We start from the raw sequence: 25,287 nt of genomic DNA, 5'->3' as shown, positions 1-25,287 counted from the left end.
GGTTCAGTTGCCTGCTGACAACTGCCGAACCGCGGCGAGTATCTGACGGCAGGTAATCTGTCCGACCAGCTGACCGCTGTCATTGACGACGGGGCGTCGCCGCTGCCCTTTTGACAGCATGTCGGTGGCGATATCAATGATGTGGTCGCCGGGCTTGGCGGAGTTGATGTTGGCTGACACCATATAGTCCTGCACCAGGCCTATCGAGCCCTGATCATAACTGGCTCCAAGAATACCCCTCAGGCAGTCCAGCTCTGACAGAATACCCAGCAGTTGACCCGTCTCGTTGACCACACACAGACCGGATACCCGGTTTTTGGTGATCAGATCGACTGCCTCGATCAGTGGTGTCTCAGGTGCGACCGTGATCGGCTTGTCGACCATGTAATCTTCCAGATTGACAGAACGCAGCATCGAACTTTCTCTTTTGATTATTGGATGAACAGTCTATCAGTCAAACGAAAACGCTGACAACAAATGCTGAGGAATGCAGACAAACACCTGCTTGCATCAAGATATATACTAAACTATATTTCGTTTTATGAAAAAAGAAGATCAAAACAGGAGTGTTCCGCATGAGCGCGGCGACTTCGTTGCTCCATGGATCCTGACGACGTCGGCGGGGGAAATTTCGCCGCGGCGGCTGGCCCTGCTGGAGGCAATTGGCGATTGTGGTTCGATCAGCGCTGCCGCGCGAAAGGTTGGCATTACCTACAAGGCCGCCTGGGATGCGGTCGATGCCATGAACAATCTGGCGGACTGCCCGCTGGTCAGCGCCCAGCATGGTGGCCGCGGCGGCGGTGGGGCAGAACTGACCGACGAAGGCAGGCAACTGGTGCGCGATCTTCAACAATTGCGCAACCTGCAGCAGGCGTTTATTGAAAGTGTGACCACGGGTAAGGACGGGGAATTTGATTTGGATGATTCATTGCGCATGCTCCGACGGCTGACAAGCAAAACCAGTGCGCGCAACGTACTCAGTGGCAGGATTGCCGGGGTCACGCATGGCGCTGTTAACGCCGAAGTGTCGATTCGGCTGGGTGGCGATGATCAGTTGATTGCGATCTGTACAGAGGAAAGCACACGGGACCTGGGGTTGGCTGTAGGTCGCGAGGTGCAGGCGCTGATCAATGCGTCCTGGATTATTCTGGCCGATGCAGACAGCACGGGCAGAACCTCTGCCCGCAACCGTCTGTGCGGAATTGTGCAGAGAATAACCCCTGGGGCTGTGAATGCCGAAGTTGTGATTCGCCTCGATGGTGGTAACACGCTAGCGGCCATCATTACCTCGGAAAGCCTTCAGGCCATGGAGCTGGAGGAGGGGAAGCCAATCTGTGCTCTGATTAAGGCGTCAAATATAATTCTTAGTGTACAGGAAGATTGAGCACACCTTGCCGCATCTCACGACAGGAACACTTATGATGTTTTTCAAACTGCCAACTGTCCGATTGCGACTCATCCTGCTTTTGGTTCTGACAGGCTTGCCGTCGGCCTGGAGCTGGGCGGAGTCAGCGACGGTTGCTGCGGCCTCCTCCCTGCGCCCGACTCTCGACCGGATTGCTGAAGCCTATATGGAGGCCAATCCAGAAGATTCGATCACTATCATATATGGCGCCTCCGGGAGACTGACCGCGCAGATTTTGAATGGCGCCCCTTTTGATGCGTTTCTGTCAGCAGACACTGCATATCCAGCGGCACTTTTTGAACAGGCGCCCGGCACCTCCGAGCCGGTGATTTATGCGCTGGGCCGTCTGGTGCTGTGGAGTGCCAATCATGATGTTACGGGTCTGGCGCTGACTGATCTGACTCAGGACAGATTCCGGCGCATTGCCATTGCCCAGCCGGCCATTGCGCCCTATGGCCAGCGCGCCAGAGAGGCTCTGGAGGCACAAGGGGTATGGTCAAAGATTGAAAGCCGGATTGTGTACGGGGAGAATATCTCGCAAGTTGCGCAGATGTCTGCGACAGGAGCAGCGGACCTCGCAATCACTGCGCTGTCGCTGGCCATGCAGGATGGTCTGGCGGAACGACCCTATGCCTTGATCGATGACATGCTGCATGAGCCACTTGCCCAGTCGGTGGTGGTAACTGCGCGTGGACAGGATAACAATGCGGCGCGCCGCTTCGTTGAGTTTATGCGTCATGCGGTGGCAGCAGACATTCTCGTGCGGGCGGGATTCCAGATGCCGGTCCCCGGCATGGCAGCAGGGAGCTGACGTCAGGTGTTGGGATTGAGCCCTGAAGACTGGCAGGCCATTGAGCTTACGTTGCGGCTGTGCCTGTATACCACCCTGATACTGCTGTTGCTGGCGACACCGTTAGCCTGGTGGCTGGCCAGCGGACGCTCATGGCTGCGCACGCTGGTACAGTCGGTGGTGGCTTTGCCACTGGTATTGCCACCAACTGTGCTTGGTTTCTATCTGTTGATCGTCCTGGGACCGCGAGGTCCGATTGGCGCAACGCTGGAACAGATGGGCCTCAACCATCTGGCCTTCAGTTTTGAGGGAATTCTGCTCGCCTCTGTCATCTACTCCATGCCGTTTGCAGTGCAGCCACTGCATGAGGCCTTCTCCACGCTGGGCCGCAGGCCAGCAGAAGTTGCATCATCACTGGGCGCAGGCCCGATCGACCGGTTTTTCAGCGTGATTCTGCCGCTCACCAGCGGGGGGTTTATTGTCGCAGCCACGCTGACCTTTGCTCACACCATCGGCGAGTTCGGTGTCATTCTTATGCTCGGTGGCAGCATACCGGGAGAGACGCGCGTGCTGTCCGTGTTAATCTATGATCACGCCGAATCCATGAACTACGCGGCAGCGCACAGATTGTCGGCCATGTTGCTGATATTTGCGTTTGTTGTGCTGTTTGTTGTTTATGCCTTCAATCGTCGATTCCGGACGGTCAGATTCTGATGAGTAACTTTTGGCTGCACTTGACGGATGGGTCAACCCTTGCCCTTACTCAAGGAGTATTGCCATGCAACTGAGTATCAAGGTCGATTGGCGGCGCGAACAGTTTCTCCTGAACGTTGCGGAGCAGTTTGAAATGACGGGAGTGACTGCGTTGTTTGGTCGCTCTGGCTGCGGCAAAACCAGCCTGCTTCGAGTTATCGCAGGGCTCGATCGCGTGCGGGGAGCGGAGGTCCTGCTGGGCGAGTCAGTATGGCAAAAGGGCAGCGCATTCAAACCCACCGAGCAGCGTCGCGTTGGTCTGGTGTTTCAGGAGCACAGTCTGCTGCCGCACCTGAATGTTACCGACAATCTGCTTTATGGCTACAAACGGACCAAACCAGAACATCGTCGCCAACACCCAGAGCAGGTTTTCAGTCGCCTGGAGCTGGAACCACTGCTGGGTCGGCGCATTGATCAGCTGTCCGGAGGGCAGCGACAACGGGTGTCACTGGGTCGCGCGCTGCTGACCAGCCCTGATCTTTTACTGCTGGATGAACCTCTGGCAGCGCTGGATACCCAGAGCAAGCGCGATATTCTGCCCTTTCTGCTGGATGTGACCCGCGACAGCGAAGTGCCAGTTATTCTCGTGACGCACTCACCCGATGAAGTGCAGCGCCTGGCGGACCGTGTAGTATTCATGGATCAGGGACGTGTTACCAGGACCCTGGCAATTGAACAGGCAATGGCAGACCCGGCGTCTCCACTGTTCGCTGATGAGGGCCCGGCGAGTATCCTGCGGGGAACTCTTGATGAAGCGGATGCATCCGGCCTGCGGACCTTCACGACCGATAATATCTCCCTTTTGGTCCGAGCAGGATCCGCTCGCTCCGGAGAGGCGAGGGTTCGGGTGCTGGCACGAGATGTCAGCGTGGCGCTGGACGACCCTGGCCGCATCAGTATTCGTAACCAGCTGAGAGCCACTATCGTGGCAAGCACGCCGATCGCCGATCAGCAGCAATTGCTGACGGCCCAACTGGCAGACGGTCAGGCTCTCCAGATAGAAGTCACCGCCTGGTCTGCAGAGCGACTGGGGCTCAATGTCGGTACCGAAATATGGGCACTCGTAAAGTCGGTGGCATTAATGGAATAAAAGACTGAACCGATTCGTCTTACTTACCGTAATCACTGACAAAGCCTTGCTGGCAGTTCGCAATAGTTTGGTATGAGACAGTCTTGGCTTTCAGCACGTAAAGGAAGGTGTAAAGGTACAGTTCTCTCCCTTGGCCCGGCAGACCCGCTCTGCCGGGCCTTTTATTTGTCACGCAATTGTCACTGCTTGTTTACGGTTCTGTTATGTCCGGTTGTTAAGCTGTGCTTCCATCAAGATGGCAACAGGAGTTGTTCTGATGGAAAAGCGCAAACATTACCGCACAGTTTTCCTGTCTGATATCCACCTCGGTGATCAGGACTGCAAGGCAGAATTTCTGCTGGATTTTCTTAAGCACACTCGTATTGATCGCCTGTATCTGATCGGCGATATCATCGACATGTGGGCCATGCAGCGCCAGTTCATGTGGCCTGACAGCCACAATCGTCTGCTTCATAAACTCATCAGCCTCTCCTCAGAGGGAACCCAGGTCATTTACCTGCCTGGCAATCACGATGAACCGGCGCAAAAATATGACGGCATGGCACTCGGTGATGTCGAGATCCACCGGGAGTACATTCACACGCTGGCAGATGGTCGCAAATTGCTGGTGCTGCATGGTGATCAGTTTGATCAGGAAGTCTGTTTCGGGCCCTGGCATGCCTGGCTGGGCGACAAAGCCTACCGTATGCTGATGTTCATCAATCGCTGGTACAACCGTTACCGCGTCTGGCGTGGCCGCGACTACTGGTCGCTGGCAGGCTACATAAAACAGCGCATCAGTGGCGCCGGCGAAGCCATTGTGCGCTATCGCCAGACAGGATGCGCGCATGCCCGCAGGCGTGGGCTTGATGGCATTGTCTGCGGCCATATTCATCACCCTGAAATTACTGAGCTGGATGGTGTTCTTTACTGCAACGATGGTGACTGGGTGGAAAACTGCTCGGCGCTGACCGAGGACATGCAGGGCAATCTCAGCCTGGTGTTCTGGGCACGTGAGAGCGCGGTGTCAGCGCTGCGCCCAAGAGCAGATATTGCCGTAAGCGGCAGCAAACAGAAGGCCGCCTGAGCAGTCCTCAACACTGGCGGCGGCGATTGACCGCTGCAGGCCCAGGCGTCATGATAACCACTGTTTCAACATGAACAGCGGGGATCATGTCATGACTACCAGGACACACTTCGATATCGTGATTGTGGGTGCCGGCGCCGGCGGAATTTCTGTGGCTGCCAGTCTGCTAAAGCGCAAATCCGGTCTGAGCATCGCGCTGGTTGATAAATCCGAGAAGCATTACTACCAACCCGGCTGGACCATGGTCGGTGGCGGTATTTTTGACGCAGCCCAGACTGAACGTACAACTCCCTCACTGATTCCCGATGGCGCCAACTGGATAAAAGCTGCGGTTACCGAGTTTGAGCCTGACAATAATACTGTGAGGCTTGATGACAACAGCCAGTTGACCTATGAGCGGCTGATTGTTGCCCCGGGTCTGAAGCTGAACTGGGAAGGAGTCGAAGGCCTGACCGATACACTTGGTCTGAATGGGGTAACCTCCAACTACAGGTATGACCTGGCGCCTTATACCTGGAAGCTGGTGCAGGGTCTGAAATCCGGCCGCGCCTTGTTTACCCAGCCACCCATGCCCATCAAGTGCGCCGGCGCTCCGCAGAAAGCCATGTATCTGTCTGCAGATTACTGGCTGCGCCAGGGTCTCCTTAAGAACATCGATATTGAGTTTTACAATGCCGGAGGTGCGCTTTTTGGCGTTTCCGACTACGTGCCTGCCCTGATGGAGTACGTCAAACGCTATGAGGCAGAATTAAAGTTCAGTCACAACCTGGTGAAGATAGACGGCGAAGCCCGTAAAGCCTGGTTCGTGAAAAGCGATAGTGACGGAAACAAGGAAACTGTCGAGACAGAATTTGATATGATTCACGTCTGCCCACCACAGCAGGCGCCGGATTTCATTCGCAGCAGCCCGCTGGCAGACAGTGCCGGATGGGTTGATGTGGATCAGCAAACCCTGCGTCACAAGCGCTACGATAATATCTGGTCGCTGGGTGATGTCATCAACGCGCCCAATGCCAAAACGGCAGCGGCCGCCCGCAAGCAGGCACCAATTGTGGCCTGCAATGTTCTGTCTGACATGGGCGTGCTGAAGGGTCATGCGCATTACAATGGGTATGGTTCATGTCCGCTCACGGTTGAACGGGGCAAAATCGTACTTGCAGAGTTTGGTTACGGTGGAAAGCTGTTGCCCAGTATGCCGACATGGCTGCTGGAGGGCAGGCAGCCGACACGCCTGGCGTGGATGCTAAAAAAGGACTTCCTGCCCTGGCTCTACTGGAACGGCATGCTGAAAGGCAGGGAGTGGCTTGTTAAGCCCGATGTGGTGTGACTGCCCAAGGGCGTAAATTTATGAAGAACATGGAGTAATGTATATGAAGGCAAAACAGGTGACTGACGAATTCGCGGTCGCGGAGCAATTGACAGCAGATGATGTCGACATGATGGCCGCTGCCGGCTTCAAGACCATCATCTGCAATCGCCCCGACGGTGAAGCGGCCGGTCAGCCGTTGCGAGCCGAGATTCAGGCCGTTGCTGAGGATCATGGCATGCAGTTTCGCTATATCCCGGTTGTATCCGGGGAGCTTAGCCTGGAAGATGTGGCGGCTTTTTCCGAAGCACTGGACAACGCACCACGTCCGGTACTGGCTTACTGTCGCAGTGGTACACGTTCCATCAAGCTCTGGGGATTGGCATCAGGCCTGAAAGGCATGGCTCCGGAAGCTGTTGTCACTCATGGTGCGGAAGCTGGCTATGACCTGAGAGGGGTCGCGGGCTGGCTGGCGCAACAAAGCCAGGGTTGAACCGTTACCTGCCCATTCTGAACTGGGGCCGCCAATACCGCGCGGCCCAGTTCACTGACGATCTACTGGCGGCCGTCATCGTCACGGTCATGCTGGTTCCCCAATCACTTGCCTACGCACTGCTGGCTGGCTTGCCACCGGAGATGGGCCTGTACGCCAGTATTTTGCCGTTGATGGTATACGCGGTTTTCGGCACCAGCCGCTCACTGTCTGTGGGACCCGTCGCGGTGGTGTCACTGATGACAGCCGCTGCGGTAGCCAGACTGGAACTGGCTGATGCTGCCCAGGTGATAGCTGCGTCAACGTTGCTGGCGATGATGGCGGGCCTGTTTCTGGTATTGCTGGGTTTATTGAGGCTGGGTTTTCTGGCCAATTTTTTATCGCATCCAGTCATCGCGGGCTTCATAACGGCGTCAGGTGTCATTATTGCATTGGGGCAATTGCCGGGTATTCTTGGCATACAGGCAGGTGGCCAGACACTGCTACTGCTGGTGCCATCGCTTGTGGCAGGGCTTCAGTCTGCGGCTGGCAGTCTAAACTGGCCAACGATTACAGTTGGTGTAGGGACGCTGGCGTATCTGCTGTGGGCAAAACGTTACCTGGCGGCACTACTGGTTCGGTTTGGTCTCAATCAGCGTCTTGCCGTCATACTGTCGAGACTCAGCCCGATTGTCGCAGTGATTGCAACAGCAGTTGCGGCGTGGTCGCTGGATCTTGGCAGCAGGGGGCTGGCACTGGTCGGTGATGTACCGGCGGGGTTGCCGGCACTGTCCCTGCCAGTAATGGATTCTGAGCTGTGGCTGGCGCTGGCGGGTTCTGCAGCCCTGATTGCCATTCTTGGGTTTGTGGAGTCAGTTTCCGTGGCTCAGGGACTGGCCGCCAGGCGTCGCGAAAGGATTGATCCGGATCAGGAACTCATAGGTCTGGGGGCGTCAAACATGGCGGCCTCGTTCGCCGGCGGGTTTCCGGTGGCGGGCGGTTTCGCACGCTCGGTAGTAAATTTTGATGCGGGCGCAGCGACCCCGGCTGCCGGTCTTCTCGCCGCTTTACTGATGGGACTGGCAACCTTTTTCCTGATGCCTTTGCTAGCGTGGTTGCCAAAAGCCACACTGTCGGCAACCATTATTTCCGCTGTGCTGTCTCTGGTTGATTTCAGTATTGTAAAAAAGGCATGGCAGTATTCACGCGCCGATTTTCTCGCTGTCTGCAGTACCATTCTGCTGACCTGGCTGGAAGGTGTTGAGGCCGGCGTGGCTGCCGGTATCATCGTCTCAATACTTGTTCACATGTACAAAAGTTCGCGCCCGCATGTTGCCATCGTGGGACAGGTGCCCGGTACAGAGCACTATCGCAATGTTGAACGACACGAGGTCATCACCTATGACACGATACTGTCGCTGCGCGTCGATGAGAGTCTTTATTTCGCCAACTCGCGTTACCTGGAAGACCTGATATACCGTGAAGTGGCGGAGCGACCCGCACTGCAGCATGTCGTTCTGATGTGCAGTGCGGTTAATGAGATTGACCTGAGCGCGCTGGAGTCGCTTGAGGCCATCAACAGCCGCCTGGCTGACAATGGCATCAGGCTTCATCTATCCGAGGTCAAGGGGCCGGTGATGGATGCACTTGAGACCACGCATTTTCTGCAGGCCTTGAGCGGTCAGGTCTATCTAAGTCAACACCAGGCCATTAGCGATCTTCAGCGTTCCACGGCGATAGCGACGCCCTGACCACCACCGATACACAGTGTCGCCAGCCCGCGCTGTACATCCCGACGCATCATCTCGTGTATCAGAGTGACCAGCACGCGACATCCCGACGCACCAATCGGATGGCCAAGCGCGATGGCGCCTCCATTCACGTTGACCTTCTCCATATCCCACTGCAGTTCTTTGCCAACGGCGAGTGACTGTGCGGCAAAGGCTTCATTGGCCTCGATCAGGTCCAGCTGGTCCAGTGACCAGCCGGCCTTTTCCAGGCAGCGACGTGTGGCAGAGACGGGTCCGATCCCCATGATGGCCGGATCGACACCTGCATTCGCCCAGGCCTTGATACGCACCAGGGGCTCGAGCCCGTGTTTTTCTGCGGTTTCGCGGCTGCAGACAATCACCGCGGCTGCGCCGTCATTTAATCCTGAGGCATTGCCGGCAGTCACGGTGCCATCCTTTTTGAAGGCAGGTGACAGCCGCGCCAGGCGTTCGATGGTGGTGTCGGCTCTGGGGCCCTGATCCTGATTCACGATGATGGGGCTGGCTTTACGCTGTGGTACTTCGATGGGCAGGATTTCCCGGTCAAAATAGCCATGCTGCATGGCAGCGGCGGCTTTCTGCTGTGAGGCCAGCGCAAACGCGTCCTGCTCCTCTCGGCTGATCTGATACTTGTCGACCAGGTTCTCGGCAGTGATGCCCATGTGGTAGTGGTTAAACGCGTCCCACAGGCCGTCGTGCAGCATGGTGTCGATGGCCTGCCAATGACCCATTTTCTGGCCTTGCCGTGAGCCAGGCATCACATGGGGCGACTGGCTCATGTTTTCCATGCCACCCGCCACAACCATACCGGCGTCTCCAAGTGCAATGGCCTGGGCCGCCAGGTGGACGGCTTTCAGGCCGGAGCCGCAGACTTTATTCACTGTCATGGCGGGGGTTTTCACGCCCAGTCCGGCATTGATGCTGGCCTGGCGGGCGGTGTTCTGACCACAGCCGGCGGTCAATACGTGGCCCATGATCACTTCATCTATCAGCTCTGGCTTAATGTTTGACTTGACCATCAGCTGCTTGATGACTTCGCTGCCAAGCTGGGCGGCGGGAATGTCCGCCAGGCTGCCCTGAAAATTCCCGATGGCGGTGCGTCCCGCCGCTACAATAACGATGTCCTGCATATGCTTACCTGTTGACTCGGTTTTCGATCAGATTGTCGACCACGGAGGGGTCGGCAAGTGTTGTGGTATCGCCCAGCTGTGAGGTCTCGTTGGCAGCGATCTTGCGCAAAATTCGGCGCATGATTTTGCCTGAGCGGGTTTTTGGCAGGCCCGGGGCGAACTGTATGATTTCCGGTTTTGCAAACGCACCAATTTCATCAGCGACAAACTGGATGAGCTCGCGTCGCAGTGCGTCGGATTCTTCGATACCTGACATCAGTGTGACATAGGCATACACTGCATTGCCCTTGATATCATGCGGATAACCGACCACGGCTGCCTCGGCCACTTTGGGATGCAATACCAGTGCGCTTTCCAGTTCTGCCGTACCGAGACGATGACCAGAAACATTGATAACGTCGTCCACCCGCCCGATGATCCAGTAATACCCATCCTCGTCGCGGCGCGCACTGTCACCGGTAAAGTAATAACCCGGATAGGCAGTGAAATAGGTATCCACGCAGCGCTGGTGATCACCGTAAACCGTCCTTATCTGTGCTGGCCAACTCTGGGTTATGACCAGGTTGCCTTTGCCGGCACCCGTCACTTCTTTGCCATCAGCGTCCAGCAATGCGGGCTTGACCCCAAAAAACGGCAGGGTTGCCGATCCGGGCTTCAGGTCTGTGACACCCGCGATTGGACTGATCATGGATGAGCCGGTTTCCGTTTGCCACCAGGTGTCGACGATTGGGCAACGCTGTTCACCGACTACCTCGTAATACCACTCCCAGGCTTCGGGGTTGATCGGCTCACCAACCGAACCGAGCAGGCGCAGCGAATCTCGAGAGCTGCGTTTTACCAGTTCGTCACCCTGACCCATCAGCGCGCGCAGGGCCGTCGGCGCGGTATAAAAAATATTAACCTGATGTTTGTCTATGACCTGCCAGAAGCGGCTGGCATCTGGGTAGGTGGGGACACCCTCAAAAATAAGTGTCGTGGCGCCATTGCAAAGAGGGCCGTAGACAATATAGCTGTGTCCGGTCACCCAGCCAACGTCAGCGCTACACCAGTAGACTTCGCCTTCCCGGTAATCAAAGATGTAGCGGTGTGTCATGGCTGCCTGCAGCAGATAGCCGGCTGTGGTGTGCAGCACGCCCTTGGGTTTGCCGGTGGAGCCTGAGGTGTAGAGGATAAACAGTGGATCTTCTGCATCCATGGGTTCTGCAGGGCAGTCAGTGTCCGCTTCGGCAGCCACTTCGTGGTACCAGACGTCGCGCCCGACAGTCCAGTCGCACTGCGCATCGGTATGTTTAACAACAATCACGCTGTGCACATCGGGGCAATGGGCGAGTGCTTTGTCTACGTTCTGTTTCAGGGGAATCTTCTTGCCACCACGAACGCCCTGATTGGCAGTAATGACAGTGCGGCAGTCGCTGTCCTGAATACGATCGCGAATAGAGTCGGGCGAGAATCCGCCAAAGACCACAGAGTGGATTGCACCAATACGTGCACAGGCCAGCATGGCATAGGCTGCCTCCGGGATCATCGGCATGTAGATACAGACACGATCGCCTTTTTTGACACCACGCGCCTTCAGTACGTTGGCAAGTCTGCAGACGGCCTCATGCATTTCTGCATACGTGATTCGTGTGCTTGTATCTGGTTCGTCACCTTCCCAGATAATGGCGGTCTGGTCGGCACGTTCTGGCAGATGTCGGTCGATACAGTTCCAGCAGACATTCAATTTTGCATCTGCAAACCAGCGGACATCCGCTTTTGCGAATTCGCCCTGGTACACGGCTGACCAGGGTTCAAAGAAAGACAGGAACTGTTCTGCCTGCTCGGCCCAGAAGGTCTCCGGTTGGCTGATCGATTGCTGATAGAGCTTTTTATACTGCTCAAAGTCGATCAGACTGTGCCGGTCTCTGGCGGGATCCACCGGGTAGAGTTTGTCTTCAGCCATGCGATTCTCCTCACGTGTCGACGTATTGGGTCTCACTGATTATTGTTAGTGTCGACTTCAATGTTATCAATCAGCCGGGTCGACCCGGCGAAGGCAGCTGCCAGGATGACCAGCGGACGGTCGTTGTGCTGCCCGGGAGCAGCTGGTTGCAGGTCATCCTGAGTGCATATGACAAAATAGTCAGACTTCAGGCCCGACTTCTGAAGGAGCTGCAATGCACCTGACTCCAGCGCACGATAGTCGCGCTGACCTGACTGAATTTCTGCGGCCGTCTGACGCAGCACCTGACCAAGTGCCAGTGCCTGTGTCTTTTCGGCATCACTCAGGTAGGAGTTGCGTGAGCTCAAGGCCAGGCCGCTCTGCTCACGCTCGGTGCTGACGCCAGTCAGTGTGATATCAAAACACAGGTCTTCGACCATTTTACGAATCACCTGAAACTGCTGATAGTCTTTTAGTCCAAATACAGCATGGTCGGGCTGCACGATGTTGAACAGTTTGCTTACCACTGTTGCGACCCCGTCAAAGTGACCCGGGCGACTCGCACCACAGTGACGCTCAGCGATGTCCGGCGTATGGACAACCGTGTGATTACTCAGGCCTCTGGGATAAATCTCGGAGACCGGTGGTGTGAACAGGTAGTCACAGCCGGCTGAGGTCAGTTTTTCGATATCAGCATCTGGAGTACGCGGGTACTTGTCCAGATCTTCGCTTTGACCAAACTGCATGGGATTCACGAAAATGGTGGCAACAACGATGTCTGCCTTGGCGCGAGCCGTGGTCACCAGTTTGATATGGCCTGCGTGCAGGTTGCCCATGGTAGGCACCACCGCAATGGTCTTGCCCTGCTGACGAAATGGTTTGAGCGTGTCGCGCAACTCGCGAATGAGGTAACAGATCTGCATAGTGTCCGTGGTCCGCTTTATTTGGCAGTATTCCTTTTCAGTTGATGCTCAGGGTCGGTGAATAGAGGCGAAGCGCAGCATCAATCGAAACAGTGTTCCGGTGCAGGAAACTGGCCGATTTTTACAGCTTCGGCGTATGCCTTGAGTGCCGCTGGAATACTGCTGTCGGATTCAGCCAGAAAGTTCTTCACGAACTTGGGTTTGATGGGTGAGATACCCAGCAGGTCATGCAACACCAGCACCTGTCCGGTTGTGTGTGGTCCGGCGCCTATGCCGATCACGGGGATGTCCAGCGCGTCGGTAATGCGTTTGGCCAGAGCTGTCGGTACGCACTCCAGCAGAAGGATGCTGGCGCCGGCCTGCTGCAACTGCAGAGCCTCTTCTACCATCTTGTCGGCCTGTGCCGGGTCCCGCCCCTGGACCAGATAACCGCCAAACAGATTGATTGACTGCGGTGTCAGCCCCATGTGGACGCAGACAGGAATGCCACGCTCGGCCAATAGCCGGGTGGAGCTGGTCAGCCAGGCGCCGCCCTCAAGTTTGACCATTTCTGCACCAGCCCTCATCAGGGCAGCTGCATTTTCCAGTGTCTCGATTTCGGAGGAGTAGCTCATGAATGGCATGTCGGCCATCAGGAAGGCGCGGCTGTTGCCACGTTTGACACATTCGACATGGTAGATCATGTCGCTCATCGTGACGGGTAAGGTGCTGTCATGTCCCTGAAGAACCATGCCAAGAGAGTCGCCCACCAGGATCACCTCTACCCCGGCCTCATTGACCAGAGAGGCGAACAGCGCGTCGTAGGCGGTCAGACAGGCGAATTTGTCGCCAGCCTGGTGGATCTTGTTCAGAGTGGCCAGCGTCACGTGCTGGCGACCGGACTGTGTACTCATGTTTCCCCCTTGTTGATGGTGAGCTTAGCCTGACGCTGTAGTCACAGCAAGGTGGGCTTAGGATTGAAATAGTGTACACCACGCAGCCCTGATTTGATCTGGTTGACCAGTTGTTCGTAGTCGTCATCGCGACCGACCAGGTCCAGGTCACTGCAATTAACGATCAGCAGGGGAGAGCGGTCGTAGTAGTGAAAAAAGGTGGTATAGGCGTTGTTGAGTCGCTCCAGATAATCCGCCTCAATCGCCTGCTCGGCAGCAATACCGCGTTTCTGAATGCGGGCCAGCAATACGGGTGTAGGGGCCTGCAGATAAATCACCAGATCGGGTACTGGCGCATCAATCGTCAGGTGTTGATAGACGGTTTGATAGAGTTGAAATTCATCCGGGTCGAGGTTCTGCTGTGCAAACAGCATGTCTTTCTCGATCAGAAAGTCGGCCACCCTGACCGGCTCAAACAGGTCATTCTGTTTCAGTCCCTGTAACTGCTGTGAGCGCTGGAACAGGAAGAACAGCTGGGTGGCCAGCGCATGCTGTTTGGGGTTGCGATAAAAACGTTCCAGGAAAGGATTGTCTTCGGGTTTCTCCAGCACTATATCGTAGTTGAACGATTCGGCCAGTCGTTTGGCGAGGCTGGTTTTGCCGACGCCAATCGGGCCTTCCACTGCGATATAGCGAGGCAGATAGTACATCAGTTGCTGGGCTCCGCGGGTTTACGGGGTTTGCGGCGTCGCCGTTTTGGCGACCGCGCCGGCTGCAGATCGCCAATCATGCTCTCCTGCAGGGCATGATCGCCATCCTGGAACCGTGTCCACCAGTCACCAATACCACCAAGATTTTCACCGGAAGCTTCTCGCAGCAGCAGGAAGTCGTAGGCAGCCCTGAATCGAGGGTGAGCAATCACACTCTCCACATTGCGCCGGCTTCGCGGCTGCAGACGCCACTGCAGCTCCCAGATTTCTCGCATCATGGCAGTGAAACGCTTGGGAATTGACGTGTACGTCAGCTGTCGACTGATAACTTCCGAAGCTTCGCGCTGAATAACCGGCATGGCCGGTGGTCTATTGCCATCCGTGTCCGTCAGCGCATCCTTGAGAGCGGGCCACAGCAGCGCCGAATACAGGAACGCGGGAGTGACTGATTTACCGTCTGCCAGTCTCTGGTCTGTGTTTCGCAGCGCCAGAGAGATCAGTTTGCTGTCGATGGAGTCCGCATCCTTGAGATAGGGCATGACCGGTTTGAAAAGGTAGTCGGCGACTCCATAGTGACGCAGTAGCGCAAATGTTGCCTCCGCCTTGCCAGTCGTAAACAGTTTGACCGTCTCATCGAACAGACGGGCTGGGGATATCAGTTTCAACAAACCTGCCAGTTCTTTAAGAGGTGCCTCGGTGGCAGCTTCGATCTGGAAGTCCAGCTTGGCGGCCAGGCGTATCGCACGCAGAATACGCACAGGATCTTCGCGATAGCGGGTTTCCGGATCGCCGATCATACGAATCAGGCGCGCATCAATGTCTGCCAGACCTTTGACAAAGTCCAGCAGCAAAAAACCCTTGGTTGTGTAATACAGCGCGTTGACGGTGAAGTCGCGTCGCATGGCGTCTTCGTTGATAGAGCCATAAACGTTATCGCGCAGAATCATGCCGCCGGTGGTGTGGGCCGAATCCAGGTCGCGGATATGTTTGCGCGGCTGGTCATCTTCCACTTCAATTTCAATCTCGTGGTGTGCGCGGAAGGTAGTGACCTCAATAATCTCCCGTCCAAAACGAACGTGAGCAATCTTGAAGCGTCTGCCAACCACGCGGGAATTACGGAACAGATCTTTGACCTGTTCGGGTGTCGCATTGGTCGAGATGTCGAAATCTTTAGGGTGGCCACCCAGCAACAGGTCGCGTACGCCACCACCCACCAGAAAGGCCGGATAGCCGGCATCGTTGAGACGATAAAGCACCTTGAGTGCGTTGGCTGATATGTCCTTGCGTGAAATATGGTGGTCTTCGCGGGCGATGATGTCGACGTCGTGCAGGTCCATACCCAGCAACTTGGCAGGTGAAGTCTCTGCTACTGTTTTTGCGCTGGGTTTGCCGTGACGGGAAGTGGCCTTCTGTCGGCCCGGTTTCTCTGATGAAGGATGCTCCAGACGCCTGGTTTTGCGACTCTGGTCGTGTTGGCCAGCGGCACTGTTGGCACCATCCGTGATTCCCGTGTCTCGCCACGGGCGACCTGTCAAAAGGCGGGTTAGCTTTTTAAACATCTAGGCATCTGTGTCCGTTCACTGTATGACCCCGATCAGCCCTTATGGACTGTAAAGCACGCATGATGCACTAATACAGGATCTGTAACAAAGGCCAATAATACACTGAAGTGAACGAGGAGTGCAGGGTGAAATGCTCTGGGGGGTGACTCGACCCCCCCGCAAGGAAGGTATTTGATTATTTTTATTGTTATTTCTTTTTGTTCTTGTTTACAGGCAACTTTTGGATGCCTTTTGTTGTTGGTGACAGTTCTTTTCTGTCCAGCCACAGTGTCGGTAGTGATCAGCAAGACCTGACTCATTACCTTCCTGTCAGATTATTTTTATTATTTTGCACCATAAGCGATGCGAATTTTTATTGTTTTTAGCGATTTATTTTTATTGTGTCTTTTTATTGTTATTGCGCGTACTAGTGCACGTAGTGTGCCAACAATTAAATATCTTTGTTTATCAGTTACTTGTGATTTTTGTGACTGTTTGGTGACTGTGTAGATCAGGGAATCTGTTACCCCAATTCACACTTGACTGGGTAGTTGAGTATCGGTAACACAATCTCAGGCTTGTTTTTTCTTGCGCGGCAGGCCGAACCGCTGGCGGCGCTCCCAGAGACATTTGCGGCTGATACCCAGCTTCTTGGCGAGCTGTGTTTCATTCATCTGGTCCTGATGCTCAAGGACGAATTTCTGGAAGTAGTCCTCCAGAGAGAGTTCTTCGGCAGAATCATCTTCTTCGCTTGCCGTATGCTGAGTGCGCTCGGTCATCGGCCGAATGGCTTTTTTGCTGTTAAGGTCGATTGCCAGCAGTTCGGCACCTATTTCGTCGGTTTCAGCCAGCACAACAGCACGTTCGATGGCGTTTTCCAGCTCGCGGACGTTGCCTGGCCAGGAGTAGTCGGCAATCGCCTGGGTTGCATCCCGGGTAAACGTCAGCAGCGGCGACTTAAGGCGTCTGCAGGTGCGGCCGAGGATGGAGTCAGCGAGTTCCAGGATGTCGTTACCGCGCTCCCTGAGCGGTGGCAGAATCAGCGTCATGACGTTGATTCGGTAATACAGATCCTCGCGGAAATCGCCGTCGATAACCAGCTGCTTGAGGTCTCGGTGGGTGGCTGCCACCAGGCGAACATCGACCTTGCGCGACTGTACAGAACCCACTTTGCGAATCTCGCTTTCCTGCAGTACCCGCAGCAGGCGGGCCTGTGCGTCAAGCGGTAGTTCACCTATCTCGTCCAGGAACAATGTGCTGCCATTGGCAGCCTCGACCAGGCCGGTGCGGTTGGCTGTAGCGCCAGTGAACGCACCTTTCTCATGACCAAACAGCTCTGACTCGATCAGGTTTTCCGGGATGGCGGCGCAGTTGACCGATATCATTTCGGAATCCTTGCGGTCGCTGAGTTTGTGTATTGCCTGGGCTACGAGCTCTTTGCCAGTGCCGCTTTCGCCATTGATCAGCACAGTTGAGCTGGTCATGGCGACTTTGCGAATACGTCTGAACAGCTCCATCATCTGCGGGCAGCTGCCGATCATTCCTGGCACGGGTGGTTCTGAGATCTCCTGAACCGGTGCTCTGACGGGTGTCTCGGGGACTCTGGTGCCGTGATCTTTAATGATGCGGGCGACAGCCTGAAGCATTTCTTCATGCTCGAAGGGCTTTGGTATGTAGTCCACCGCACCCAGCTTCATTGAATCGATGGCAGAACGCAGGCTGGAGTAGCTGGTCATGATCAGGACTGGCGTGCTGGTGGCCTTGATCAGATCTGTGCCAGGTGCGCCGGGCAGACGCAGGTCACTGACAACAATATCAAATGTCTGCGCTGCCAGAAGTTCAAGAGCGTCTTTGACTGAGCCAGCCTCACTGACCTGATAATCATGACGTTCCAGCAGCCGGCGCAATGCCGTACGAATCACCTGTTCGTCTTCTACTACCAGAACCTTGTGCTTTGCTGTCATCGTCATACTCGGTTGGCGGCGCTCTTTAGTACTCAGGAGTTGGGAGCGTGTTGCGCATCATAACAGGGAAAACTCAGAATTACCTTAGCACCGGGGTTATCGGTGCGCGCCGAAGCATTCATTATATCAATATGTCCGCCAAGGTTTTCAACCAGGCTGTAAACCAGTGACAGGCCCAGTCCGGTTCCTTCTCCTGGCTCCTTGGTCGTAAAGAAGGGCTCAAAAATGCGGTCTTTGATGGAGTCCGGGATGCCTGTGCCTTCATCACTGACGCTGATCTGTACCGAGGCGGCTATACGCTCACAGTTAACGCTTATCGTACTTTGCTCCGGGCTGGCATCGCGGGCGTTATTGATCAGGTTTACAAGTACCTGCAGCAGCTGCTGTGAGTCCCCCAGAATAAAGGCCGGCTCATCGCAACGCACATCGAAGTTCATGTACTTGCCCTTCTTGTTAAGCGACACCAGCGTAATGGCCTCATCGATGCACTCAGATATTGATACCCGTTCTTTGCGCTGGTCAGATTTGTTGTGACTGCCGCTGTGAGCGAAGTTAACCAGCGACTGTACGATGCGCGAGGTGCGATCTGTCTGTTCGATGATCTGGCGGGCCATGTTCCGTATTTCATCATTCTGCGTTTCATCACGGACATTCTGTGCCAGGCAGGCAATGCCGGTAATAGGGTTGCCGATTTCATGCGCTACGCCTGCAGCCAGGCGACCAATGGAAGCCAGACGTTCACTGTGCGCGAGTTCTTCTTCTAGCAACTCGGTTTCCGTCAGGTCTTCCAGCAGAATGATCACGCCGTCCTGACGTATCCTGGGGCTGGCTGACTTTTCGATGACAGCCTTGTGCAGACTGACATAGCGTTTGCTGCCATGGATGTTGACGGTGGCTTTATGCTGATGCGTGTTGTCGCCCGTTCTGAATTGATTGAGCAGCGAGAACCAGGGTTCACCGATTTCTCCCAGCTGCAGACCGGCGGCCTCGTCAGGAGTGATGCCGGTCAGGCTCTCCATGGCATGGTTCCACATAATGATCTGGTCTTCCGGTCCCAGTGAGCAGACGCCCAGCGGCAGATCCATTAGAATCTGGCGATGATAGCGGCGCAGGTTGTCCAGGTCGGCCGCCATGCCCGACAGATTGCTGCGATAGGCCTCAATTCGATTCTCGATCGCAGCGACGTCGGATGCGCCGGGTTCACTGTTGGCGGTGTAGGGCAGGAATCGATCAATCAGGTCATGTGCAATGGCGGGGCCGAGCAGACCCGACAGGTTGGCCTCCAGGCGGCCGCGCAGTAAACGCAGCGACTTGGGGCGTTTGTCTTTTTTATCCATGTTGAGGTCGCGAAGAGCCTGCATGACCTCTCGTGTTGCGGTCCGCTCGCCCAGCGGCTTGGTGAGCTGGGATATGAACTCATCGGCCGAACCGGCGCTGACCCTGGCGCGTCGCTGGCGCCGCAGGTTGTCGACGGAGCAGATATCCGCAGACACTTTTTCTTCAGTCGAACTGCGTGTCATCAGTGACACGGTGATGAACAGGATGATGTTGCAGATCAGCGACAGGGCTATGATGACGCGTGTGTTCATGCCATCCAGCACCACCAGATTGAATCCGGTCGCCACCGGCAATACCAGCAAGGTCACCCAGATTACCGTGCCTGCCGCCACACCGGCCATGAAACCTTTTTTGTTGCCACGCGGCCAGTAAAGTAGCGCAATAACTGCCGGCAGAAACTGCAGGCTGCCCACCAGGCCAATGTTACTGACGGCACGAATGCTCTGGCTGTCTGAGGGGATGTAGTAAAACAGGAAGCCACCCCATATCAGTGCAGCAATCAAGGCTCGACGTTTCCACAGCAGCCACCGGTAAATGTCCTGGTTTGCCCTAGGTTGCCAGATGGGCAGGATCAAGTGGTTCAGACACATCGTCGACAGGGCGAGGGTGATAACAATAATCAGACCACTGGCTGCTGACAGTCCGCCCAGAAAGCCGATCAGCGTCATCAGGGGTGTGTCGTAGTCAATACCCAGAGTGACCGGGTAGTACTCCATGGGCGTCAGGCTGCCCGAATTCAGACCTGCCCAGAGAATGGGCAGCACCGGCAGGCTCAACAACAGGAAATACAGGGGCAGACCCCAGCTGGCAACATTCAGTGCTCTGGGATGATTGTTCTCGTGAAAGGTAATGTAAAACATGTGTGGCGTTGCCACAGCAGCCGTAAAGAATATCAACATCTGGACCTGAAACGTGCCGGGAGGCGCTGGCTCTTTCAAGCGTCGCAGCAGTTCCGGCTGGTCCTGCAACCACTCCTCCATGGCGGCGAAGCCCCCAAATCCCTCATGAACGGCAAACCAACCGACCAGCAATACGGCCAGCAATTTAACCAGGGACTCGAACGCAATGGTCATGACCAGACCGTCATGACGCTCGCGGCCGGAGCCCTTGCCGGTGCCAAAAAATATCGCAAACAGCGTGATCAGCAGGCAGAAGGTCAGTGCCAGAGTGGTCTGAGTCGCGTCTGGTGATAAAAGGCCTACTGTATTGGCTACTGCCTGAATCTGCAGGGCGAGCAGTGGCATGACACCGATCAACATGATCAGTGTCGTCAGCGTGCCGGCCCAGGGGCTGCGATAGCGAAACGCCAGCAGGTCTGCGAGTGAGCTGAGCTGATAGGTCTTTGTCAGATTCAGAATGGGGCGCAGTATGAGCGGCGACAGCAGGAAGGCCAGGGAGATACCAATGAACGGAGCCAGATAGCCAAAACCGTCCCTGAAGGCATTGCCTGTAGACGCGTAATAGGACCAGACACTGGCAAACACACCGAGCGAGAGAACATACACGATGGGATGGCGCACCACGCGCTCGGGTATCCAGCCCTTTTCTGTAATGAAAGCGATGCCAAACAGAATGGCCAGATAACCAATACCCAGCGCGAATAATGTACTGAGTTCAAAGCTCATCGGAGTTCTGTTCCCGATATGCCCATGCGCCCGCGGCTATTACCAGAAAGCACAACACAAAGGGGCGATACCATGCGCCGTCCATCTGCATGGCCCATTCCACGCTGACCAGAAACACCAGGTAGGTGAACAGTATGACAATCAGTGTTGCAGGTGGCAGATACATGACGTTTCCGATTCTGGTTCGGCATTCAGCTCAACATGGGTGAAACCGGGATATTAGCCAACTTGGGCACGTGATGTATATCCCAATGCTCGACGGCCCAGTCAATCTGAATTGATGCAGCCTCGCTGGCGAGCTCAGTTGGAGGTTGTTGACCGAGAAATTCCAGCGCTTTATGAGTGGCCTGTCGAGACTCACTGGCCAGTAACGGTCGCGCAAAATGCTGCTTGCTGAGCTTTTGCCCGAGGTCGTTGGCGGCGACGGGAATATGAGCATACTCGGGCGTAGGGTAACCCAGCAAACGCTGCAGAAACACCTGGCGCGGTGTCGATTCAAGCAGATCGTAGCCGCGCACAATATCAGTTACCTGTTGCCATGCATCGTCAACAACCACGGCCAGTTGATAGGCGATCAGCCCGTCGCGACGCTGCAGAATGAAGTCGCCACAGTGGTGAAGCAGGTTCTGTACGAAGTCGCCCTGAATCTGGTCGGGTATACAAATAAGTTCGTCACTCACTTTCACGCGTGTGGCAAAGTCATACCGTGGAGGGCTTTGACGCTGTCGACATTTGCCATCGTATACGCCCCCCGTGGCTTTAATGCGCTTGCGGGAGCAGGTGCAGGGGAAGGTAAGGCTCTGGCGCTGTAGTTGCTCGAGTGCCTCAAAATAGGCTGCCTGTCGCTGGCTTTGGTAGATTACCTGACCATCCCAGAACAGCCCGAATGCTTCAAGTGTCCGGAGGATCTGATCAGCAGCTCCGGGTGGCTCGCGGGCGGGGTCAAGGTCTTCCATGCGCACCAGCCATTGGCCGCGGTGCGCACGCGCATCAAGATAGCTGGCGAGGGCTGCCAGCAAGGAGCCGAAGTGGAGAGCGCCACTTGGTGAGGGAGCGAAACGGCCTATGTAGCCGTGTTCAGGCTCCCCACTGCTTTTCGCGGATCTCATCGAGTGTTTTGCAGTCGATGCATTTGTCGGCCGTCGGTCGGGCTTCGAGTCTGCGAATGCCGATCTCTATGCCACAGGACTCACAGTATCCGTAGTCATCCTGGGCGATCTTTTCGATAGTAGAGTCGATTTTCTTGATCAGCTTGCGCTCGCGATCACGGGTGCGCAGCTCGAGACTGAACTCTTCTTCCTGAGTGGCTCGATCTGCTGGATCCGGATAGTTCGCCGCATCGTCCTGCAGGTGATGCACTGTGCGATCCACTTCTTCCATGAGCTGATTGCGCCAGCTGCGAAGTATGGCCTTGAAATGTTCCTTCTGAGCCTCGTTCATGTACTCCTCGCCCTTCTTGATCTTGTAGGGCGTGAACGTTTTCAGAACCGAAGCACTGTCAGTTGCGATGCTCGTTTGTGTCTTGGACATGGTTAACCAGGCCTCGTACCCTTGCGGGTTTTCCATAATTTCGGTGCCGTCGCCGGTGACCGAAATCTGACTCTTAACAGTAGCGCGATCCTGCACGCTTGCCAACAGAATTACTGCCTGATCCCCGCGCATCCTGCTCTTATTGACTGGCAGAGCGTCCCTGACGGCGGTGTCGGATTCAGCAAGCGCAGTAAGCTACCAGATTATTATCGTCCAGGCTACAAAAAATGTTATGTTGCGATGCTGAATTTTGACCACTGCAGAGCAGGAAAAAAAGCATGACAAAACTGCCGTTTCAGGCGACCGATCGGGCCAAAAAAGTGAATCCATTCAGGGTCATGGATGTACTCGAGCGAGCCATGCAGCTTGAAGTGCAGGGCCGTGACATCATTCATCTTGAGGTCGGTGAGCCTGACTTTACGACCTGCGACCCCATTGTTGCTGCGGGCGTTCATGCATTACAGTCTGGCCGGACCAGTTACACGGCAGCATCAGGCCTGTCTGCTCTGCGCGAACGCATTGCCCGGTTTTACGCTGAGCATCACGAAGTAGATGTTGAACCATCTCGCATCATCATTACGCCAGGTGCCAGTGGCGCCCTGGTGCTGTTGTCCAATCTGCTAATCAACCCTGGCGATCATGTACTGATGCCGGATCCTGCCTACCCATGCAATCGGAATTACGTGCAGTTGGCTGGCGGTCGATCGGTGCTGCTTGCACCGGAAACACCTGGCCAGGCGGCGCCATCAATCAGTCAGCTGGATGCCATCTACACCGATAGTGTCAAAGGTCTGTGGCTGGCTTCGCCCGCCAATCCAACAGGCGCGGTCATTGAATCTGCTGCCTTGCAGGAGCTTAGCGACTGGGCGCAGCGGCGCGGTGTCCACCTGCTGGTTGATGAGATTTACCATGGACTGGACTTCACCCGCGCGCGGGAACAGAGCCGGCCCATGGGTGACCTGCCGACAGCTGTTGCCTTCGGTGAACAGAATTTTGTCATCAACAGTTTTTCGAAATATTTTGGTATGACCGGGTGGCGTGTTGGTTGGCTGGTCGTGCCGCAGAGCTTTGCTGCCACCGCCAATGTACTGGCTCAGAACCTGTTCATTGCTGCCTGCACAGCTTCGCAGCACGCAGCCCTGGCCGCATTTGATCCAGCATCGATAGAGATACATGAGGCCCGGCGCGAGGCATTCAGGCAGCGGCGCGACTTCCTGGCCAGTGCCCTGCCTCAACTTGGATTCAGCCTGCCGTGGCAACCACAAGGTGCGTTCTACTGCTATGCCGGAATTGATCAGTTTTCGGACGACTGCGAGGCGTTTTGCCAAAACCTGCTGGAAAACCATGGCGTGGCACTGACGCCAGGTACGGATTTTGGTGAGCATAATGCCAGACGTTATGTCCGATTCGCCTACACACGGTCACTGACCGATATGGAGCTAGCGGTTGAGCGTCTGGCCAAAGCCCTGCTGTCTGGCTGAAAAGCGCCTGCGGACCTCAGAGGCGACCAAGCAGGGCGACCTGCGATTCTTCAACCATCATGAAGCCATTGCCCAGCTCAAAGGGGATTGGTTTTAGCGACTTGCCTTTGCAGGGGCCCTGAATACACTGACCGTTCTCGATCTGGAACAGGGCGCCATGGGTGGCGCATTGAATAAAGACACCATCCGGATCGAGAAACTGATCCTCCAGCCATTCCAGTGGGGTGCCAAGATGCGGGCAGTAGTTGTAATACAGAAAAAGCTGCTCATCTTTTTTAACCGCGAACAGCTGTTTGCCATTCACATCAAATCCCTTGGCGCGGCCTTCCTCGATGTCGGACTGGTGGCAAAGTGTAATCATATAGCCAACGCCTCGTCAAAATCTTTAATAAGGTCATCAATGTCTTCGATTCCCACAGACAGTCGGATCAGATTGTCACTGATACCCATTGACGCGCGGCGCTCGGCACCCATTTCATAAAAAATTGTATGAGCAACCGGAATCGCAAGTGTGCGGACGTCGCCGAGATTGCTTGAAGCAACCACACAGTTCAGTTTGTTGAGAAAGTCGAAGCAGTCAATGCTGTCATCCAGTTCAATACTCATTAGAGCGCCGGGTTTGCGAAACAGCTCGCGTGTGCGCTCATGCTGCGGATGCGATGGCAGTCCGGGGTAGAACACTTTATTGATACGAGAGTGCTGTTCACAGAACTGCGCCAGTTTCAGAGCGTTGTCGGCCGCCCGTTCAATGCGCAGGGGCAGGGTTTCTGAACCTACCGCCAGGTGATGGGCAGCCTCCGGTCCGAGCGTGGCACCAAAATCCCGCAGGCCTTTTTTGCGAATCTGGGTTGTTCCCCATAGCGCCGGGTCACCTTTTTTGTAGGTGTCATCAATGCCCGGGTATTCCTGCCAATCATACAGACCTGTGTCGGTCAGCATGCCTCCAAGTGCATTACCGTGACCGCCTATAAACTTGGTGAGCGAGTTAATAATCAAACTGGCCCCAACATTGACCGGCTTAAAGAACCACGGCGAGGTCATCGTGTTGTCGACGATATAAATGATGCCGTGTTTGCTGCACAATTCGCCAATACCTTTAAGGTCGGCGACCTGGGTGACAGGGTTGGCGATCGTTTCCGTAAAGACAAGCCTGGTGTTGGGTTGAATCGCCGCCGCAACAACCTCGGCTGAGGTTGTATCGACAAAGCTGACTTCAACCCCAAATTTTTTGAACGAGTTAAACAGGCTGTTGGTGTTTCCGAACAGGAATGCGCTGGAGATAATATGGTCGCCATGTTTCAGCAGGGCGAACATTGCCGAACCAATAGCCGCCATTCCTGTCGCAAATGCGGTGCTGGCAATGCCGCCTTCCATTTGGGTGACGCGGTCCTGCAGAGCATTGACCGTGGGGTTCTGTTGACGGCCGTAATTGAAGCCTGATTTTTTGCCCTGAAAGACTGCCGCCAGATCGCGTGCATCGTCGTAGCTGAATGCAACTGAAGTGTGCACAGGCTTGTGCAGCACACCGTGTTCAGGTTTGGCATTACGGTCGGCGTGCAGGTTTGCCGTGATGAATCCCTGCTTGTCTGATGTTGTCATGC

Annotated in this window: 23 protein-coding genes; 9 read left to right on the top strand and 14 right to left on the bottom strand. The window is 55.4% G+C overall.

What is annotated here, in order from left to right; all coding sequences use genetic code 11:
- Positions 1-3: 3 nt before the first annotated feature.
- Complete coding sequence (locus tag QGM61_RS12525; RefSeq protein ID WP_237134895.1) at positions 4-414, bottom strand: CBS domain-containing protein; 411 nt, start codon at positions 412-414, stop codon at positions 4-6.
- Positions 415-541: 127 nt separating this feature from the next.
- Between QGM61_RS12525 and QGM61_RS12520 the strand changes: the two genes are divergently transcribed.
- The 8 genes from QGM61_RS12520 to QGM61_RS12485 all read left to right on the top strand — a co-directional run bounded on the left by QGM61_RS12520 (position 542) and on the right by QGM61_RS12485 (position 8,633).
- Positions 542-1,384 carry a TOBE domain-containing protein gene (locus tag QGM61_RS12520; RefSeq protein WP_281133184.1) on the top strand — a complete coding sequence of 281 codons (843 nt, stop codon included), beginning with the start codon at positions 542-544 and terminating at the stop codon, positions 1,382-1,384.
- A gap of 34 nt (positions 1,385-1,418) precedes the next feature.
- Positions 1,419-2,216, top strand: a complete 798-nt coding sequence (modA, locus tag QGM61_RS12515; RefSeq protein ID WP_281133183.1) for a molybdate ABC transporter substrate-binding protein — start codon at positions 1,419-1,421, stop codon at positions 2,214-2,216.
- 9 nt (positions 2,217-2,225) lie between these two features.
- Entirely contained in the window at positions 2,226-2,909 is a 684-nt protein-coding gene (modB, locus tag QGM61_RS12510; protein ID WP_272907370.1) for a molybdate ABC transporter permease subunit, read from the top strand.
- Positions 2,910-2,973: 64 nt separating this feature from the next.
- Positions 2,974-4,038, top strand: a complete 1,065-nt coding sequence (gene modC, locus QGM61_RS12505) for a molybdenum ABC transporter ATP-binding protein (RefSeq protein ID WP_237134891.1) — start codon at positions 2,974-2,976, stop codon at positions 4,036-4,038.
- Between the two features lie 256 nt (positions 4,039-4,294).
- A complete protein-coding gene (locus tag QGM61_RS12500; RefSeq protein ID WP_281133182.1) occupies positions 4,295-5,104 on the top strand; it encodes a UDP-2,3-diacylglucosamine diphosphatase in 810 nt (269 codons plus the stop codon).
- 91 nt (positions 5,105-5,195) lie between these two features.
- Entirely contained in the window at positions 5,196-6,431 is a 1,236-nt protein-coding gene (locus tag QGM61_RS12495) for an FAD/NAD(P)-binding oxidoreductase (RefSeq protein WP_317622189.1), read from the top strand.
- A 43-nt stretch (positions 6,432-6,474) separates the two neighbouring features.
- Complete coding sequence (locus QGM61_RS12490) at positions 6,475-6,903, top strand: TIGR01244 family sulfur transferase (RefSeq protein ID WP_281133181.1); 429 nt, start codon at positions 6,475-6,477, stop codon at positions 6,901-6,903.
- Positions 6,900-8,633, top strand: a complete 1,734-nt coding sequence (locus QGM61_RS12485; RefSeq protein ID WP_237134888.1) for a SulP family inorganic anion transporter — start codon at positions 6,900-6,902, stop codon at positions 8,631-8,633. Before QGM61_RS12490 ends, QGM61_RS12485 begins: the two co-directional genes overlap by 4 nt.
- Here QGM61_RS12485 and QGM61_RS12480 read toward each other — a convergent pair.
- From QGM61_RS12480 to dksA, 11 genes are all read right to left on the bottom strand, one after another.
- Entirely contained in the window at positions 8,603-9,781 is a 1,179-nt protein-coding gene (locus QGM61_RS12480) for an acetyl-CoA C-acetyltransferase (RefSeq protein ID WP_237134887.1), read from the bottom strand. The two genes, QGM61_RS12485 and QGM61_RS12480, sit on opposite strands and share 31 nt — an antisense overlap.
- A 4-nt stretch (positions 9,782-9,785) precedes the next feature.
- A complete protein-coding gene (gene acs, locus QGM61_RS12475) occupies positions 9,786-11,723 on the bottom strand; it encodes an acetate--CoA ligase (RefSeq protein WP_281133180.1) in 1,938 nt (645 codons plus the stop codon).
- Positions 11,724-11,755: 32 nt separating this feature from the next.
- Positions 11,756-12,625, bottom strand: coding sequence for a pantoate--beta-alanine ligase (gene panC / locus QGM61_RS12470; RefSeq protein ID WP_237134885.1), 870 nt, complete (start codon positions 12,623-12,625; stop codon positions 11,756-11,758).
- A gap of 80 nt (positions 12,626-12,705) precedes the next feature.
- Complete coding sequence (gene panB, locus QGM61_RS12465; RefSeq protein WP_281133179.1) at positions 12,706-13,518, bottom strand: 3-methyl-2-oxobutanoate hydroxymethyltransferase; 813 nt, start codon at positions 13,516-13,518, stop codon at positions 12,706-12,708.
- Between the two features lie 41 nt (positions 13,519-13,559).
- Entirely contained in the window at positions 13,560-14,207 is a 648-nt protein-coding gene (locus QGM61_RS12460) for a deoxynucleoside kinase (protein WP_237134883.1), read from the bottom strand.
- The gene (gene pcnB, locus QGM61_RS12455) at positions 14,207-15,766 is read right to left on the bottom strand and encodes a polynucleotide adenylyltransferase PcnB (RefSeq protein ID WP_281133178.1); all 1,560 of its coding nucleotides are present in this window, start codon (positions 15,764-15,766) and stop codon (positions 14,207-14,209) included. Before pcnB ends, QGM61_RS12460 begins: the two co-directional genes overlap by 1 nt.
- A gap of 554 nt (positions 15,767-16,320) precedes the next feature.
- On the bottom strand, positions 16,321-17,712 hold the full coding sequence (locus QGM61_RS12450) for a sigma-54-dependent transcriptional regulator (RefSeq protein ID WP_281133177.1): 1,392 nt from the start codon (positions 17,710-17,712) through the stop codon (positions 16,321-16,323).
- Positions 17,713-17,744: 32 nt separating this feature from the next.
- Complete coding sequence (locus QGM61_RS12445) at positions 17,745-20,675, bottom strand: ATP-binding protein (protein WP_237134880.1); 2,931 nt, start codon at positions 20,673-20,675, stop codon at positions 17,745-17,747.
- Positions 20,665-20,841 (bottom strand): hypothetical protein, encoded by a 177-nt coding sequence (locus tag QGM61_RS12440; RefSeq protein WP_237134879.1) that lies wholly within the window; start codon positions 20,839-20,841, stop codon positions 20,665-20,667. The genes QGM61_RS12445 and QGM61_RS12440 overlap by 11 nt, the downstream gene beginning before the upstream one ends.
- 25 nt (positions 20,842-20,866) lie before the next feature.
- On the bottom strand, positions 20,867-21,784 hold the full coding sequence (gluQRS, locus tag QGM61_RS12435; protein ID WP_237134878.1) for a tRNA glutamyl-Q(34) synthetase GluQRS: 918 nt from the start codon (positions 21,782-21,784) through the stop codon (positions 20,867-20,869).
- A complete protein-coding gene (gene dksA / locus QGM61_RS12430) occupies positions 21,753-22,205 on the bottom strand; it encodes an RNA polymerase-binding protein DksA (protein ID WP_237135006.1) in 453 nt (150 codons plus the stop codon). The genes gluQRS and dksA overlap by 32 nt, the downstream gene beginning before the upstream one ends.
- Positions 22,206-22,483: 278 nt before the next feature.
- Here dksA and QGM61_RS12425 point away from each other — a divergent pair, with 278 nt between their 5' ends.
- Positions 22,484-23,686 carry an aminotransferase class I/II-fold pyridoxal phosphate-dependent enzyme gene (locus tag QGM61_RS12425; protein WP_281133176.1) on the top strand — a complete coding sequence of 401 codons (1,203 nt, stop codon included), beginning with the start codon at positions 22,484-22,486 and terminating at the stop codon, positions 23,684-23,686.
- A gap of 16 nt (positions 23,687-23,702) precedes the next feature.
- Here QGM61_RS12425 and QGM61_RS12420 read toward each other — a convergent pair whose 3' ends face one another.
- Together QGM61_RS12420 and QGM61_RS12415 are read right to left on the bottom strand one after the other, a co-directional pair.
- A complete protein-coding gene (locus QGM61_RS12420; protein WP_237134876.1) occupies positions 23,703-24,047 on the bottom strand; it encodes a Rieske (2Fe-2S) protein in 345 nt (114 codons plus the stop codon).
- A complete protein-coding gene (locus tag QGM61_RS12415) occupies positions 24,044-25,285 on the bottom strand; it encodes a cystathionine gamma-synthase family protein (RefSeq protein WP_281133175.1) in 1,242 nt (413 codons plus the stop codon). Before QGM61_RS12415 ends, QGM61_RS12420 begins: the two co-directional genes overlap by 4 nt.
- Between the last annotated feature and the right edge of the window lie 2 nt (positions 25,286-25,287).

Source organism: Pseudohongiella sp. SYSU M77423 (genome assembly GCF_029911965.1).
In the GTDB taxonomy this organism is placed as follows: Bacteria; Pseudomonadota; Gammaproteobacteria; order Pseudomonadales; family Pseudohongiellaceae; genus Pseudohongiella.
The sequence above is the reverse complement of the archived record's forward strand: the minus strand, read 5'-3'. Positions and strand labels throughout refer to the sequence as shown.

Bases quoted from the DNA above. Each gene is read 5' to 3' on its own strand.
- modC (WP_237134891.1), top strand. From the start codon at position 2,974: ATGCAACTGAGTATCAAGGTCGATTGGCGGCGCGAACAGTTTCTCCTG.
- QGM61_RS12520 (WP_281133184.1), top strand. From the start codon at position 542: ATGAAAAAAGAAGATCAAAACAGGAGTGTTCCGCATGAGCGCGGCGAC.
- panC (WP_237134885.1), bottom strand. From the start codon at position 12,625: ATGCAGATCTGTTACCTCATTCGCGAGTTGCGCGACACGCTCAAACCA.
- QGM61_RS12495 (WP_317622189.1), top strand. From the start codon at position 5,196: ATGACTACCAGGACACACTTCGATATCGTGATTGTGGGTGCCGGCGCC.
- QGM61_RS12425 (WP_281133176.1), top strand. From the start codon at position 22,484: ATGACAAAACTGCCGTTTCAGGCGACCGATCGGGCCAAAAAAGTGAAT.
- acs (WP_281133180.1), bottom strand. From the start codon at position 11,723: ATGGCTGAAGACAAACTCTACCCGGTGGATCCCGCCAGAGACCGGCAC.
- QGM61_RS12450 (WP_281133177.1), bottom strand. From the start codon at position 17,712: ATGACAGCAAAGCACAAGGTTCTGGTAGTAGAAGACGAACAGGTGATT.
- QGM61_RS12445 (WP_237134880.1), bottom strand. From the start codon at position 20,675: ATGAGCTTTGAACTCAGTACATTATTCGCGCTGGGTATTGGTTATCTG.
- QGM61_RS12460 (WP_237134883.1), bottom strand. From the start codon at position 14,207: ATGTACTATCTGCCTCGCTATATCGCAGTGGAAGGCCCGATTGGCGTC.
- QGM61_RS12415 (WP_281133175.1), bottom strand. From the start codon at position 25,285: ATGACAACATCAGACAAGCAGGGATTCATCACGGCAAACCTGCACGCC.
- QGM61_RS12490 (WP_281133181.1), top strand. From the start codon at position 6,475: ATGAAGGCAAAACAGGTGACTGACGAATTCGCGGTCGCGGAGCAATTG.
- panB (WP_281133179.1), bottom strand. From the start codon at position 13,518: ATGAGTACACAGTCCGGTCGCCAGCACGTGACGCTGGCCACTCTGAAC.
- QGM61_RS12420 (WP_237134876.1), bottom strand. From the start codon at position 24,047: ATGATTACACTTTGCCACCAGTCCGACATCGAGGAAGGCCGCGCCAAG.
- QGM61_RS12500 (WP_281133182.1), top strand. From the start codon at position 4,295: ATGGAAAAGCGCAAACATTACCGCACAGTTTTCCTGTCTGATATCCAC.
- dksA (WP_237135006.1), bottom strand. From the start codon at position 22,205: ATGTCCAAGACACAAACGAGCATCGCAACTGACAGTGCTTCGGTTCTG.
- gluQRS (WP_237134878.1), bottom strand. From the start codon at position 21,784: ATGAGATCCGCGAAAAGCAGTGGGGAGCCTGAACACGGCTACATAGGC.
- QGM61_RS12525 (WP_237134895.1), bottom strand. From the start codon at position 414: ATGCTGCGTTCTGTCAATCTGGAAGATTACATGGTCGACAAGCCGATC.
- QGM61_RS12440 (WP_237134879.1), bottom strand. From the start codon at position 20,841: ATGTATCTGCCACCTGCAACACTGATTGTCATACTGTTCACCTACCTG.
- QGM61_RS12480 (WP_237134887.1), bottom strand. From the start codon at position 9,781: ATGCAGGACATCGTTATTGTAGCGGCGGGACGCACCGCCATCGGGAAT.
- modA (WP_281133183.1), top strand. From the start codon at position 1,419: ATGATGTTTTTCAAACTGCCAACTGTCCGATTGCGACTCATCCTGCTT.
- pcnB (WP_281133178.1), bottom strand. From the start codon at position 15,766: ATGTTTAAAAAGCTAACCCGCCTTTTGACAGGTCGCCCGTGGCGAGAC.